This is a genomic window from Stenotrophomonas genospecies 5 (assembly GCF_054473825.1).
Window position 1 is genome coordinate 1,104,921 of the sequence record NZ_JBTMUW010000001.1, and the last position, 13,127, is coordinate 1,118,047.

16 protein-coding genes are annotated in these 13,127 nt (G+C 60.1%); 9 read left to right on the forward strand and 7 right to left on the reverse strand.

What is annotated here, in order from left to right; all coding sequences use genetic code 11:
* Window positions 1-20 precede the first annotated feature (20 nt).
* On the reverse strand, window positions 21-299 hold the full coding sequence (locus ACX9OW_RS05135) for a hypothetical protein (RefSeq protein ID WP_033835997.1): 279 nt from the start codon (window positions 297-299) through the stop codon (window positions 21-23).
* A gap of 94 nt (window positions 300-393) precedes the next feature.
* On the opposite strand from ACX9OW_RS05135, the gene ACX9OW_RS05140 reads away from it, so the two are divergent.
* Together ACX9OW_RS05140 and ACX9OW_RS05145 are read left to right on the forward strand one after the other, a co-directional pair.
* Window positions 394-639, forward strand: coding sequence for a helix-turn-helix domain-containing protein (locus ACX9OW_RS05140; RefSeq protein ID WP_043033505.1), 246 nt, complete (start codon window positions 394-396; stop codon window positions 637-639).
* Window positions 640-1,109: 470 nt separating this feature from the next.
* A complete protein-coding gene (locus tag ACX9OW_RS05145) occupies window positions 1,110-1,484 on the forward strand; it encodes a helix-turn-helix domain-containing protein (RefSeq protein ID WP_080334755.1) in 375 nt (124 codons plus the stop codon).
* 123 nt (window positions 1,485-1,607) lie between these two features.
* Here ACX9OW_RS05145 and ACX9OW_RS05150 read toward each other — a convergent pair whose 3' ends face one another.
* Complete coding sequence (locus tag ACX9OW_RS05150) at window positions 1,608-2,516, reverse strand: DMT family transporter (RefSeq protein WP_043033504.1); 909 nt, start codon at window positions 2,514-2,516, stop codon at window positions 1,608-1,610.
* 97 nt (window positions 2,517-2,613) lie between these two features.
* Between ACX9OW_RS05150 and ACX9OW_RS05155 the strand changes: the two genes are divergently transcribed.
* Window positions 2,614-3,417: an AraC family transcriptional regulator gene (locus tag ACX9OW_RS05155; RefSeq protein WP_043033503.1), complete on the forward strand. Its 804-nt coding sequence runs from the start codon at window positions 2,614-2,616 to the stop codon at window positions 3,415-3,417.
* Here the strand turns inward: ACX9OW_RS05155 and ACX9OW_RS05160 are convergent.
* Window positions 3,377-4,285 carry a LysR family transcriptional regulator gene (locus ACX9OW_RS05160; protein WP_033835999.1) on the reverse strand — a complete coding sequence of 303 codons (909 nt, stop codon included), beginning with the start codon at window positions 4,283-4,285 and terminating at the stop codon, window positions 3,377-3,379. The two genes, ACX9OW_RS05155 and ACX9OW_RS05160, sit on opposite strands and share 41 nt — an antisense overlap.
* A 93-nt stretch (window positions 4,286-4,378) precedes the next feature.
* Between ACX9OW_RS05160 and ACX9OW_RS05165 the strand changes: the two genes are divergently transcribed.
* The 3 genes from ACX9OW_RS05165 to ACX9OW_RS05175 all read left to right on the forward strand — a co-directional run bounded on the left by ACX9OW_RS05165 (window position 4,379) and on the right by ACX9OW_RS05175 (window position 6,602).
* Window positions 4,379-4,888, forward strand: a complete 510-nt coding sequence (locus ACX9OW_RS05165) for a lactoylglutathione lyase family protein (RefSeq protein ID WP_033836000.1) — start codon at window positions 4,379-4,381, stop codon at window positions 4,886-4,888.
* 177 nt (window positions 4,889-5,065) lie between these two features.
* Window positions 5,066-5,593: an SRPBCC family protein gene (locus tag ACX9OW_RS05170; RefSeq protein ID WP_223224789.1), complete on the forward strand. Its 528-nt coding sequence runs from the start codon at window positions 5,066-5,068 to the stop codon at window positions 5,591-5,593.
* Window positions 5,594-5,645: 52 nt separating this feature from the next.
* Entirely contained in the window at window positions 5,646-6,602 is a 957-nt protein-coding gene (locus ACX9OW_RS05175; RefSeq protein ID WP_269213927.1) for an NADH:flavin oxidoreductase/NADH oxidase, read from the forward strand.
* 377 nt (window positions 6,603-6,979) lie between these two features.
* On the opposite strand, the gene ACX9OW_RS05180 is transcribed toward ACX9OW_RS05175, so the two are convergent.
* Window positions 6,980-7,333, reverse strand: a complete 354-nt coding sequence (locus ACX9OW_RS05180; RefSeq protein ID WP_043033501.1) for a hypothetical protein — start codon at window positions 7,331-7,333, stop codon at window positions 6,980-6,982.
* Window positions 7,334-7,359: 26 nt separating this feature from the next.
* Between ACX9OW_RS05180 and ACX9OW_RS05185 the strand changes: the two genes are divergently transcribed.
* On the forward strand, window positions 7,360-7,695 hold the full coding sequence (locus tag ACX9OW_RS05185; RefSeq protein ID WP_043033500.1) for a hypothetical protein: 336 nt from the start codon (window positions 7,360-7,362) through the stop codon (window positions 7,693-7,695).
* A gap of 5 nt (window positions 7,696-7,700) precedes the next feature.
* The gene (locus ACX9OW_RS05190; RefSeq protein ID WP_043033616.1) at window positions 7,701-8,324 is read left to right on the forward strand and encodes a TetR/AcrR family transcriptional regulator; all 624 of its coding nucleotides are present in this window, start codon (window positions 7,701-7,703) and stop codon (window positions 8,322-8,324) included.
* A 589-nt stretch (window positions 8,325-8,913) separates the two neighbouring features.
* Here ACX9OW_RS05190 and ACX9OW_RS05195 read toward each other — a convergent pair.
* From ACX9OW_RS05195 to ACX9OW_RS05205, 3 genes are all read right to left on the reverse strand, one after another.
* Window positions 8,914-9,942 (reverse strand): hypothetical protein, encoded by a 1,029-nt coding sequence (locus ACX9OW_RS05195; protein ID WP_049402763.1) that lies wholly within the window; start codon window positions 9,940-9,942, stop codon window positions 8,914-8,916.
* 234 nt (window positions 9,943-10,176) lie between these two features.
* Window positions 10,177-10,782 carry a hypothetical protein gene (locus ACX9OW_RS05200; protein WP_033836002.1) on the reverse strand — a complete coding sequence of 202 codons (606 nt, stop codon included), beginning with the start codon at window positions 10,780-10,782 and terminating at the stop codon, window positions 10,177-10,179.
* Window positions 10,783-10,930: 148 nt separating this feature from the next.
* Window positions 10,931-11,905, reverse strand: a complete 975-nt coding sequence (locus tag ACX9OW_RS05205; protein WP_049402764.1) for a DNA-binding protein — start codon at window positions 11,903-11,905, stop codon at window positions 10,931-10,933.
* Window positions 11,906-12,009: 104 nt separating this feature from the next.
* Here ACX9OW_RS05205 and ACX9OW_RS05210 point away from each other — a divergent pair, with 104 nt between their 5' ends.
* Window positions 12,010-13,086, forward strand: coding sequence for a site-specific integrase (locus ACX9OW_RS05210; protein ID WP_043033496.1), 1,077 nt, complete (start codon window positions 12,010-12,012; stop codon window positions 13,084-13,086).
* Window positions 13,087-13,127 lie beyond the last annotated feature (41 nt).

The following is a 13,127-nucleotide window of genomic DNA, read 5'->3' on the forward strand; positions in this document are numbered from 1 at the left end:
CGAGCAATCAACTTTGAAATTCAGTCGCTTAGGCAGCTTTTGGCCCTGTACGTAATGATTCCCTGCCGACCCTCTTCAAGGTTCATCCCAGCGACTGCCCAGTTGAAGGCCGCTCTTTCGTGGGCATTGAGTTCCGCGTCGATAGCGTCAATTGACTGCCGGTATTGCTGCTGGGTTCCATTCGTAACCATCTTCTTGTCTGTCGGACCGCTGCAGGCAGCTAGCAGTGCTGATGCTGCCAGGATCAGTGTTGCTCTGCTTCTGGCCGCGGTGATGAAGCGGTATGGCTGTTCGCTCATGCGTCCCCCTGTCAATGAAGAAGACAGAATATCTGGTTTTTAGATATCGGAGAACTGGATATAGCTTTCTAGGCCGCTCAGCCAAGGCGCGGTCGTGTCGAAGTCCATCCATCGAAAAGAGTACGCTGCCCTCATTGAGGCTGTTCGCGAGGCGCGGCTAGCTGCCGGTCTGACCCAGGCCCAGGTGTCCAGCATGCTGGGCCGCAGCCAGTCATTCATCAGCGACGTCGAAACAGGCAAGAGAAGGGTTGATGTGGTGGAGCTGAGAGATATCGCCCGCCTGACAGGCCTTTCGCTGGGCAAGTTGATCACAAACTTTGAGAAGCGAATCAAAGACTAAAGCCCCTTAGGGTGTAGCGGTAGGTTCGCGCTTCTTGCCGGCCGGTCGGGACCAGGCGCACACGCCAGTGACAGACGGCCAACCGGATGGAAGGGGCACGCCCTGCCGGAAATCCGTGACGTAGATCGGCCTCGGCGTGCCGGGTCGAAACTTTAGGCTGTTTTGTGGAACCGTGGGGTCTGAACCCTCGTGTAGATCCGGGTGAAGCGACGTCTTTACAGTTGTTGATGTGAAGACATTTCTCCGGCCCACTCCACAGCAGCTCCACAGGTCGCTAAAGCGAACCCCTAAATGCCTCCGATGGGCTTGTCGCGGGGCCTATACCCTTTCGGCGCGACTGTCTGACGTGGAGGATTGCGCCCTACACAAGCTTCGAGACGCAAAGGCTATCGCTTGGCGGCGGCAGCGCAAGATGCGCAGCTGGGCCGCGAAGCATCCCCGGTTCCTACTGTTAGCCTTTCCGCTTTGGGGTGATCCCCGGTCATTCGCTGAGTTACCGGAACAGAAGCTTTGGCCGCGCATTCTTGGCGTTTTCGCGCTTGTTAGCCCCCATCATCGATGCGCTACAAGCCGATCCAGGAAGTGGCCAGTCACTAGTTCAATGGGCAGAAGTTGCTGGCGTATCCTCTCGGACTCCTGCAAGACGCTGGGTTGCCGCTACTGGCCTGGGATGTTGTGAGTGGCGCCAGAGGCTGAAGCTTGCTGCGTCCCTCCCTCTCCTCCAGAGCGACTGCAAAGTTGGTGATGTTGCCAAGCGGCTGGGCTATAGCGGCCCCTCCCCTTTTATTGCAATGTTTCGCCGACTAACCGGCATGTGCCCAACTCAGCTGAAGAGCGCTGTCTAGATGCAACTTCACCTTGAGGAGAGGGCCCTTTGAACCTGGCTAGCCGAAGAAGCGTTCCCCGAACAAGGAGAACGGGCCTCAAGCGGCCCGTTTTCATTTGAACTGCAGCTATGCAATTGTCTTTCAGCGCTTGGTCGAGGTGTCATCCACGACCATGACCTCGTCAGGCTTCTTGCGAGCTGCGTACTCCGCCAGTACCACACCAAATACTGCCATCAAACCGCCACCCACGACCCAGGTGCTCAGAGACTCTTTGAGGACCACCACCGCAAGCAATGCAGTGACGATCGGGACGAGATTGAAGAACCCGGCCACGCGAGCAGAGCCCAGCCGATGCAGGCCGGTCATCCATGCCAACGGTGCCATGATCGAAGCGCCGATTGCTGCGAATGCAATGCAGCCGATGGCTGCGCCACCCTGGACGCCAGTGCCTGCGACAAGGAAAAGAGGTAGCAGCAGGATCGTTGCAGACATGGCTTGAAGAAACAGGGATTCGATCAGCGTTACGGGAATGCGCCACTTGTGCATCAGCAAATTGTAGGTGGCAAAAGCCAAAGCGCCCAGCAGCATCAGGGCGTCACCTTTGTTGATTCCATGGGAAACCAAGGCTTCAAAGTCACCATGGGACACTACCGCTATCACCCCAACCAAGGAGATGATCGAACCAATCACTGCGCCACCGCGGACTGCGTGACCCATGAAGATGCGCGACAAGGCAAGAGCGATCAACGGGATGAGTGCCTGGATAACGCCCATGTTGGTCGCAGAAGTGAAATGTGCGGCGTAGTACGCCAGGCATTGGAACATGACACCGCCCAAAGCACCGAGCACGAGGAAGCGTGCCCAATTGGCTTTCAGGACCGCTAGGTTCGACTTCAGGCGCGGCAGGGCGAATGGGAGCAAGATGATGGCCGCAGCAAGCCATCGCCAGAAGCTAATATCGACCGGGCCGACGGTCCCTGCAGCGAGCTTTGTAACGATGGTGTTGGCGCCCCAGAGAAGGCAGGCCAGGAGGGGGAGCAGGTAGTACATGGCATCCTCAGATACTGGATATCAACAGCCAGTAGCGTAGACTTGGCGGAATTTCGTTACATCCATAATTTGCGCCAATCTTCATCTTGAATGCGACATGGCAATGGACCCCGTCCCCTCGTTCAGCTCCATCCCTGGAGACATCTACGTTCGGCAAGGGACTTTGCCTCCCTCCGACTGGGATGCTCGTGTGCATCCGTGGGGGCAGTTCAACTATGTTGCGCAGGGTGTCATGGAGTTACAGGTAGGCGAGGACTGGATGGTGTCCCCTACCCACTATGCGATATGGATTCCGCCTGGTGTTCACCACTCATCCCGAAACCGTGGTGCGGTTGCTTATCGATCCGCATACCTTTCGGTCGGCGCGTCGGCGCAGATGCCCAGCATTCCGACTGCGTTAGCGGTTAGCTCGTTGCTTAGGGAGATCTTGGACGAACTGGCCCGTCGTGACATCGGCGAGGCCGTTAAGCCAGAAGACCGGCGACTCTCCGCGGTCGCCCTTGACCTGATTCTGGCCGCGCCGGTGATGTCGAGCTTCCTGCCGCTGGCCAGCGGTGACGTGCTAAAGCGGATTCTGAGCTATGCCGAGACCTCCCTTCAGGACTCTCCGTCGGCACTTGAGGTCGCAGAGCGCCACCACATTAGTGTTCGATCACTTGAGCGCTTGGCAAAGCGCGAGCTAGGGATGGGGTTCGGAGAGTGGCGCAGTCGGCTTCGTTTTCTGAGGGCAATTGATGCCTTGGGTTCAGACCGATCAATTACGCAGATTGCAGACGATCTGGGCTATGCAAACTCAACGTCTTTCAGTGAGATGTTCAAGCGACACTCTGGCCGGACCCCAGACCAGTATAGAAGGGGCCTCAGTCCGCTCCAGCGAGAGGTGGAGCCCTCCTCCCGCTGAATCGAGGCAGGCCTCGAAGCTGTTGGGTCAACCATTTAGCTGGCCCAGACAGTGGCCATTCGGATCGATGGATCATCCAGAGGGTGTCAACCACCGGAGATCCACAGTCAACCACCTCAATTGCGTCTTGCCGAGCGAAGGATTCACGGGCGTGTCGCGGAATGACAGTGAATCCCAGCCCGAGCGATACCGGCTCAAGGATGAGCGCAACCTGATTGGTGAAGCCGTGTATAGGAAGCGCGCGTACGCCTGGATTTCCTGGGAACTTGCGGGCGAGAAGGCGGGTGGCCATAGCCTGGCCATCTGGATGATCAACGAAACCCAACTTTTGAAGATCCGCCCAGCTGTCCGCGCAGGCACCTCTCGGAACTACCAGCTCAAGCGCCTCCTCGGTGAAGGGCTCAGCCCGCAGCCGAGGGTCATCCGGCCGAAGTGCAAGTAGACCCACCTCGTACTTCTTCTCCAGTACCGCCGATAGGATTTCTGGGTCCGGCGAGAAGCGATGACGAATGATCAAGCCGGGATGGGTGCGCTGGAAGTCCAGCAACACCGGGTAAAGAGCAAGGCCAACACTCCCGGGGGTTATCAGCGCAAACTCCCCCTGATCGCTGTCCGCGCTCGCGAGCTTGGCTTGAAGCCGGCGATCGGCCGAATCCATCTCTTGGCAGTACTGCAATAGAGCCATTCCCGCCGGCGTCAGCTCAATAAATCGTGGTCTGCGCAGAAACAGGGCACCCAGCTGTTGCTCAAGATGACGTACATGCTGACTGACCGCAGCCTGGGTGAGCTGCAGCTGGCCTGCGGCCCTGGTAAAGCTCCCGACCTCTGCGATAGCCCGAAAGGATCGGAGCCAATGCTCATTCAGCATAAGAATATTTTATCAATCTGATAAAAATGGATCAGATCATGGTTGAGTTGCAGGGTCTAATCTTGCGGCTACCCCTCTCTTCAGTGGTGTGCCGTGCCTGCCCTACCCCCTCCCTACCCTCGCGCCTTCTCCCACATCGGCCTGTCTGTTACCGATCTCGATGCCGCGGTTTCCTTCTATACAGAAGTCTTGGGCTGGTACCTCGTCATGCCGCCGACCAGGATTGCTGAAGACGAAAGCGCAATTGGCGTGATGTGCACGGATGTGTTTGGGCCTGGATGGGGCAGCTTCCGCATTGCACATCTATCCACTGGTGACCGGGTTGGAGTCGAAATCTTCCAGTTCAATAACGCCGAGCGTCCCGCGAACAACTTCGAGTACTGGAAGTCGGGCGTCTTCCACTTCTGTATTCAGGATCCGGACGTTGAAGGCCTGGCCGCTCGGATTGTGGCAGCTGGTGGAAAGCAGCGAATGCCGGTTCGAGAGTACTTCCCAGGGGAGAAGCCCTATCGGATGGTTTACATGGAGGATCCGCTGGGCAACATCCTGGAGATCTACAGCCACAGCTACGAGCTTACGTATTCAGCTGGCGCGTACGTCTAGCTCCACGCACACCCTCAGCCAGCTTTCGACTGCCAGGCAGTCCTCGCCAAACTGAGACACGACGGTACGGAGCAAGTGTCTCGGCTGTAGAAGTCAGAGGTCTGCAAGTTAGAAGCTGGCGAACGTAATTTTAACGATTCATCGGCGAGCCGCGCCGCTAGCCCTAAGGAGCATATGATGAAAATGAACGGCATTCGTTGGCCGGAAGGCTACCTTCCTGGTTACACCGAAAACTTTGTCTCGAATGAGCTGATCGTCCTCGGCCTTGCCGCAGCTGATGTTTGGCCGTTGCTTGAAGAGCCACGTCTGTGGCCGACCTACTACGGAAATTCAGCCAATGTGCGCTTCCACGATGGCGCCGGCCCTCTGTTGCGAAACGGGGATCGATTCTACTTTGAAACCTTTGGCTTCCCCGTGGAGGCTCAATGCGTCGAGCATGAGGCTCCTACCTCCGAGGGTCCGGGCCGGATCGCTTGGCATGGCTGGGCCGGTGAGCCCGGGTCTGCCGATCGACTTGACGTTCATCATGCGTGGATTGTCGAAGACCTTGATGGTGGCCGAGTGCGGATCCTCACGCAGGAGACGCAGAAGGGACAGCCTGCAGAAGCCCTGCGTCTGGCCAAGCCGAATCCAATGATCAATGGTCACCAGGATTGGCTGGACGGCCTGGTGGAAGCAGCTCGAGCCGCCAAGTCAACGTCCTAAGCCGGAGTAAATCCCCGTGCTTGCTCCTCTTGCTCTCCCCAAAGCCCCGTTTATGTCTGCCCTGTTTAGCCCATTCGAGCTCAAAGGTGTCACTCTTAAGAATCGTATCGCGGTGCCGCCCATGTGCCAGTACAGTGCGGAGGACGGCCGTATCAACGATTGGCATCTCAGCCACTATGCCGCGCTTGCGCGCGGAGGCGCTGGGCTCGTGATTGTCGAGGCTACCGCCGTGTCTCCGGAAGGACGCATCACCCCGGGATGTGCTGGCCTGTGGGGTGATGAGCAAATTCCAGGAATGGCAGCCATCGCTTCTGCCATCAAGCAAGGCGGTGCCGTAGCTGGCATCCAGATCGGCCACGCAGGGCGCAAGGCTAGTGCAAATCGGCCATGGCAAGGCGATGACCACATCGCAGCCGATGATCCCGCAGGATGGGCGATCCTTGGTCCCTCGCCGATCGCCTTTGGCGGCTCGCTCGATAGAGTTCCCAACGAGATGACGGTTGAGGACATTCATCGCGTTCAAGCGGATTTCGTCGCTGCAGCCAAGCGTGCGCTTGCTGCAGGATTTGAATGGCTGGAGCTTCACTTCGCTCATGGCTATCTGGCGCAGAGCTTCTTCAGCCCCGACAGCAACAAGCGGGAGGATCGCTACGGTGGCAGTGCGGAGAACAGAGCACGCTTCCTGCTGGAGACATTGGCGGCCGTCCGTAAGGTTTGGCCCGAGCATCTGCCGCTGACCGCGCGCTTTGGAGTTGTGGAGTACAACTCGCGCGATGGCCAAGCACTGGTCGACTCCATTGAGATTGGCAAAGAAATGCGAGAGTTGGGGCTTGATCTGCTCAACGTGAGCATTGGCTTCAGTGCTCTTGGTGGCCGCGTCCCATGGGGTACACAGGCGTTCCTGGCACCCCTTGCTGAGCGATTTGCTAATGAAACTGGGCTTCCGGTGGCCACAGGTTGGTGCATCGATGATCCACAGACTGCCGAGCGCGTTGTAGCGGACTGTTAGGTTGACCTAGTGATGATCGGGCGGGCCCACCTATCCAATCCGCACTATCCGTACCAAATGGCCATTGCGCTTGGCCAGGAGCTCCCAGCCAGCGTGCTACCCACGCCTTACAGCTATTGGCTGAGCAGATACAAAGGCCCGGGCAAGGCGTCGGCTCAATAGGAGCGAGCCAGCCCCCTCCTCCATCGAGCAATAGGGGCAAATGATCTGGCTCCCATCGAGAATCCCTAACGCCATTGCAAGCTGCTACCCCGCCTCAACACAGGCGGGGACAGGCACCATTAAAGTTGCTCCGCCTTGTCCGCCAGGGGTCACCGAAGCGGCTGCGTGAGCGAGACGGGATGGGAGGTCTGACTAGGCGCCGAAGAAGACTCGAGCTAGCGAGAGGCACTTGGCCGACGCTGCCTTGCCGGCATGCTCAAGCGCGAGCGCTCCGCCGCCGACAAGATGACCATCAGCACAAAGGGGTTGGCTACCTGAATCATGACTACGGACGTCTCTGAGATTGCACCTTGCAGCAGGAGAATCATCGGAATAGTGAGTAGGGCATGGAACAACACTCCCGCACCAACCAAAAGGGCTAGTGCTCGATAGCTCATACGACCCGCGCCAAAGGATGTGTAGATCATCCAAGCGCAGAGGGGGATGAAGATGATGATCGCAGTTAGCGTTCCCGCGCCGTAGCCGACCCCGAGAATCAGCGGGATCACGTGGAAGACAACGTTGATCATGATGATGCTGTAGATCGCATAGCCCCTTGAGCCAGGGCAAGGCTGGAAAGATTGAAGGCGGCGATCGCCTGCCCTGGGTGAAGACGCGTGGTGAGGACAACTACGCGATCTCAGAGCAAATCGGCTGGCAGGTCCATGTCTATGGACGAGCCAGTACTGAACTAAAGGGCTGGTGCGACAGCCGCGGCATGGCTCTTCGCGAGTTTACCTGGCACGAAGAACATGGCCGCGCTGGACGTCAGCAGGACGCTGTCTACGTTCTGCGGCCTGACACTTGGGTGGGATTGGCACAGCCAACGCAGTCCCTAGACGAGCTGCAGCGCTATTGGGATTCCCGCATGGGCAAGAGATTGAGCACGTGAGCGAGATGCAACCTAAGTGGAGTCGTCGCAAGGAGGCGCGGCCGCTCGAGATTGTAGACGCTGCGGTAGATGTTTTCCTTGAGAACGGCTTTGCTGCCGCAAAGCTCTCTGATATCGCGAAGCGCGCACGAGTCGCGAAGGGCACGATCTACCTCTACTTTGAAACCAAGGAAGAGCTGTTTCGAGCCGCAGCGCGCCAGTTGATCTCCACAAATCTGGAAGGCCTTGAGACGGCACAGGCGACCTTCGACGGGTCGATTGAGGAGCTAATCCCGACGCTCCTCCAGCGAGCGGTCTCATCAGGTGGCGATGCCCGCTTGTCTGCAGCATTGCGAATGGTGCTATCGGAGAGCCGAATGTTTCCTGAGCTTGCGAGGATCTGGCATGACGAAGTTGCATCTCGCATGATCCGGCTGGTGGCAAGCGCTGTCGAGCGGGCGCAGGCCAAGGGGACCGTCCGCGCCGGCGACTCAAATCTCATGGCCTTTTCAATCATGGCTCCGATCGTAATGGGTGTGCTGTTCCACGAGCTGTTCGGGACCTCGAGTCCGCATGCACCTGCGCTGGACAAACTTGCGTCCCAGCATGCTTCAATGATCCTTCATGGCATCACTGTGGATGCGATGTAAGCCGCCCTCACGGAGTTGTTAAGGGTTAGGCCACATCTATCCCTCCATGATTGAGATCAGTTGTCCTAGCCCTGCGACTTCGAGGGTGATCGTCTGCCGGCCAGAAGCAGATTCAGCGCGGCACAATCCTAGCCAGCGCATGCGCCCAAGGCATTGCTACTTGAAGGATGGGCAGCCATTGGCAAGCCACCAGCAGGCTACCGTCCTTCGTCGCCCCATGCGCACCGTCACGCAGTTCGAGCAGGGCATCCGGCCCGGGTTAGTCGTCCATCCCGCTGCAGACGATCAGGTCGAAACGACCCGTCGGCCACTCCTGCAGTTTCTGGGCGCAGGCCGCCGGAAGCGATAGAACGTTGAGTGTCGGTCCGAGGGCTGGCGCACCTCGTAGCCGCTGCCTCGATATCCCCCCGAGAACCGCTGGCCGAACGCAAGCGTCAGCGCCTCCACGCTCAGCACCACGTTCCAGATCCTTCGTGGCCCCACTTGCCGCTTCGCTTCCTGCGTTACGACGGCCAGCGCAACGGCCCCGATGACCGCGGACTGGTACCGGAGTTCAGGCACCACTCGCCGAGCTCCCGCGCGCCTGCGATCAGACGAAGACCTCATCGAGCAGGTCCCGCAGCGCGCCGTTCAGCCTCGGGTCGCCCTGTCCCTGCAAGGACAGGTACAGCGACAACGGGTCCACGACGGTGCCCGCGCCACCCAGGCGGGTGGAGTACGCCCAATGCTGCACGTCTGCATAGCCCTCGCCGGCCACGGGAAACCATTCCGGCTCCGGATGCCGACGGAAGCAGTCTCGTCCGATCGCAGCGATCGGACGCGATGGCGCCGCCAGTTCGGTGAGAACGGACAGGCCGGTTTCTCCCGCAGCACGACAATGATCGGCCAGCAGCATGTCCAAGCCACTTTTGCCGATGCAAGTGGTGCGCAGCACCGGCGAGCGCAGCCGCGGCAGCGCGACCGCCCACAAGGAGCGGCGCGCTTTCAAGAACCGTAGCTTCGTCTCCCGCCCCTCGCGCTGGGCGCTGACGAGGTTAGCCGCCACCAGTTCACGGGCGACCCGCGAGGCAGTCATGCGTGAGTAGCCTGCCTCGCGCGCCAGGTCGAGCGGCACCCACGGGACGCTGCCAGGGATGCCGCGCTCCTCCAAGTCGGGCCGCAACAGGGCCGCGATCAGAACCGCTTGTGCCGGATGGCTCAACCGCTCCCCAGCGGATGTGAGCACCCTTGGAGACGAATCGCGCTCGCGTAAGCTCATCAGGAAGCTCGGAGCGAACAGTTGGCTACCAGGCACAACGAAATCCACCCGAGACTCGATGAGCTTGGAGCGAATGTAGGGCGAAACGCCGGAGAGCACGAGAATGACCCTCAAGCCGGCCTTTTCCGCCAATCGATGCACCTGCGCGATCAGCCGCAAAGGTGGCAACGGTTCCGTCTGCGCCGGGACGGTGGCCAGCAGCACCCTGTGGCCGAGCAGGTCAAGCTCGGCCAGGCCGAATAGGGTGGCGAGGAAGTGGGGTAAGCCGCGCGTCTTGGAGCTGGGCCAGGGCTCGAGCTCACCGACCATGTCGGGTAGTAGACCCTGAAGATAGCGGGCTGCGGCGTCGAGGTCGTTCATAGCAGCGAATGTAACGGAGGTTCTTTACCGTAACAAGGCGCGGTGACAGTGAAACTGCTCTGTTACAGTCCAGTGCACCAGGCCCCTGCTACATCGCCAGGCGAGTTCCCCCGTTCAGACGCCAGCTACTCCCTCCGACTCCGCACGATTTGCCGGATAGCCCTCGGCAGTGGATTACTAGAGAGAGGTTTGTGACTATTACCGCGTAGTTGTAACGAACAGCATTTGCATGGGCTATTCATTAGGCAGCACGATTGTGTCGTAGTTGAAGTCTCGAGGCCGCTGACCGGTTGCCTTGATTGCTTCTTCGACGGCTCTATCGAGCATGAGCAGGTACTTTTTAACGATCTCGCTCCCCCGCCCCTTTTTCATCTCTTCTTTTCTCAGAAAGAGTTCCTGGATCTCCTTAAGTGCACTCACAGCCGTTGCTGATTGCTGCAGCGCAATCGCCAAGGATCGGTTCGGCACGTCAACATAGTTGACTGAATCGAAAGCCTTATGAAGCTGGGTCAGATGCGCCAAGATCAGCCGGGGGCCGCCGAATCCTCCCTCGAACTGCGCCAGCATCAGTGTCGCTGGAAATCGCGCATAGGAAATCAGCTCTATGAGGGACTGTGTGACCTCCCGTCTCCTGACTCTGGCGTGCCAAAGGGGGATCAGTCCCGCGGCGATGATGGCTGCGATGCTGCCGATCGCTTGCACCCACGCCGGCCAGTCAAGCGCTAACGTGGCGGATTTGGGACTCGGCTTGCTCATGAGTGCCCAAGTCAAGACGGCTCCTGCGGCAAAGGTCATCACAGCGACCACCGCCCAATCTCTGTCAGTTCTTCCCTGCTTCATGGCGTTCCTCCTCCGGCGTGCTGGTTTCTACCGTTCGTACGGGGCCTGTCGCGCCGTGCTCTCGGGCGCGGTCGAGGATGAACTTTGGGGGGGGCGTGTACGTCCTCCAAGTCTTTCGGGGAAAGAAGCCTTGATCGAATGGATGGCCTCAAGTCTTAGATTTCCTGCTATTGGGTTCTTGTGTCGGCTCGCCCACTCTTCTGGGCGCGGTGCGGCGTGGCTTGCTTTGCCTGCTTGGCGTTGCCGTGTTCGCTCTCCCTTGTCGGAGTGCCTCGGTAACTTGCCGAGTGGTTTCCTTCAGTGACGTCAGCTGCGCCTCCAAGCCATCAGCCCGCGCGTTCACGCCTTCCAGTCGGCGCAATGCCTGTTGCTCGCGGTTGGCAGCAGCAATGGCTTGTTGCTCGCTCTCTCGCAATGAGGTGGCCAAGGCCATGCGCTCCCGCCCCCACTCCTGCTCGGCTGACCGCAACGCCTGGCGATGCCGGTCAACCTCCGTATGGGCACGATCCTCCACTGCCCTGACGTGCGCCTGGAGCGCCCTCCTCTCTTCTTCGTGAGCGGCCGCGGCCTCGCCCAGACTGCGGCGTACGGCATCCAGTTCCTGCTCGAGTCGCTCCGCCCGTCCATAGGCTCCATCGCGTTGGCGCAGCAGGTCTTGTACTTGTGCCGTCATCTGGGAGACCTGTGCCGCCAACTGCTCCGCGGTGGTGGCGGCGGCCTGAGTCTGGACCTGAGCCTCCCTTTCGCGCTTCTGGCTGGCCTCAATCGCCAGCGTCAGGGCCACCCGGTCCTCCTCCAGCAGGCGCTCGCGTTCCTCCAGTGCGTGCCTGGTCGACTCCAGCTGGGTCTGAGCGAGCTCGCCGGCATCCTGCAGCGCGGCCTGCCACAAACGCTGGCTCAGGTGAGCTACCCGCTCTGGGATGCCTGGAACCGCCGCCTCAATGGCGCGCTGGCGCAGGCGAAAGCCTACGGTCTGCCACCAGGTCTCCAGCCAACGCGTGACGGTGTTGGGCGAGCCGGTGCCCAAGTGGGCTCGGATTCGCTCGACGGTGGGACGTTCGCCGGCGGCGATGATGTCGTCCGCTGCCTGGTGCACATCCAGTTCGCTGATGCCCTTGGCCATTGGGTGTCCTTCTGCGGAACGGTGAGAATTGGCAGGCCATGTCTGATAAGGCATATTTATCAGATGTAGCTCAACCTAATCATAGTGCACAATACATAGTACATATGAATAATATCACTGCTGCGTCAGGGGAACTCGTTTCGGGGCTGGTTCCGGAGCGGCTGGCCACTTCCGCCGCAGAAGCGGTGCGAGACATCCTGCAGGAGGCCGAAGCGCCTAACACCATTCGCAGCTACGCCGGCGCCCTGCGCTATTGGGCGGGCTGGTTCGAAGGGCGCTATGGCAGGCCCATCGCCCTACCCGTCCCCCCGGCGGCAGTGGTTCAGTTCATCGTGGATCACATGGGGCGCTCAGGCGATTTGGGGCTTCGTTGGGATCTGCCTGCAGACTTGGATAGTGCCTTGGTGCATGCGGGCCTGAAGAAGAAGCCTGGGCCGCTGGCGTTCTCCAGCCTGGTCCACCGGGTGGCGGTCTTGTCGGCGGCCCACAAGCAGGCCCGCCAAGACAACCCTTGCGAGAATCGCGCCGTGAGGACCCTACTGTCCAAGGGGCGCAGGGCTTCTCACAAACGAGGCGAGCGCCCGGCCAAGAAGACCGCGCTGTCAGCCGCAGATCTGCGCGCAATGGCGGCCACCTGCGACACCTCGCTCAAGGGGAAGCGCGATCGCGCCCTGCTCTACTTTGCCTTTGCTAGCGGCGGGCGCCGCCGCAGCGAAGTCGCCGAGGCGACGGTGAATCACCTCACCCGACTGCCCGAAGGCGGCTACACCTATCGCTTGGATCACGGAAAAACCTTGCAGTCCGGGCCAGTGGTTGGCAGCAGCCCCGACAAGCCCATCCTGGGAGAGGCAGCCACCGCACTGCAGGACTGGCTGGACGTGGCCGAGATTACCGACGGCCCCCTGTTCCGGCGCGTCTGGCCACGGTCATTGGGCGGCGCGCTCAGCGGCAAGGCGGTCGCCGCCATCGTTAAGGACCGGGCGCGGTTGGCCGGTCTGGACGGGGACTTTGCCGGCCACAGCCTGCGCTCGGGCTTTGTTACCGAAGGTGCGCGGCGTGGGGTGGCCCTGCCGGCGCTGATGGCGATGACCGATCACCGCTCCGTGGCCAGCGTGATCGGATATTTCCAGCAGGGCGGCGTCGGCAGCAACCCCGCCGCGCGCCTGATGGATGAGGACTGAGCCTCCGGCCCGAGCGGCCAGCAGTGCGCGTTGAATGTGCC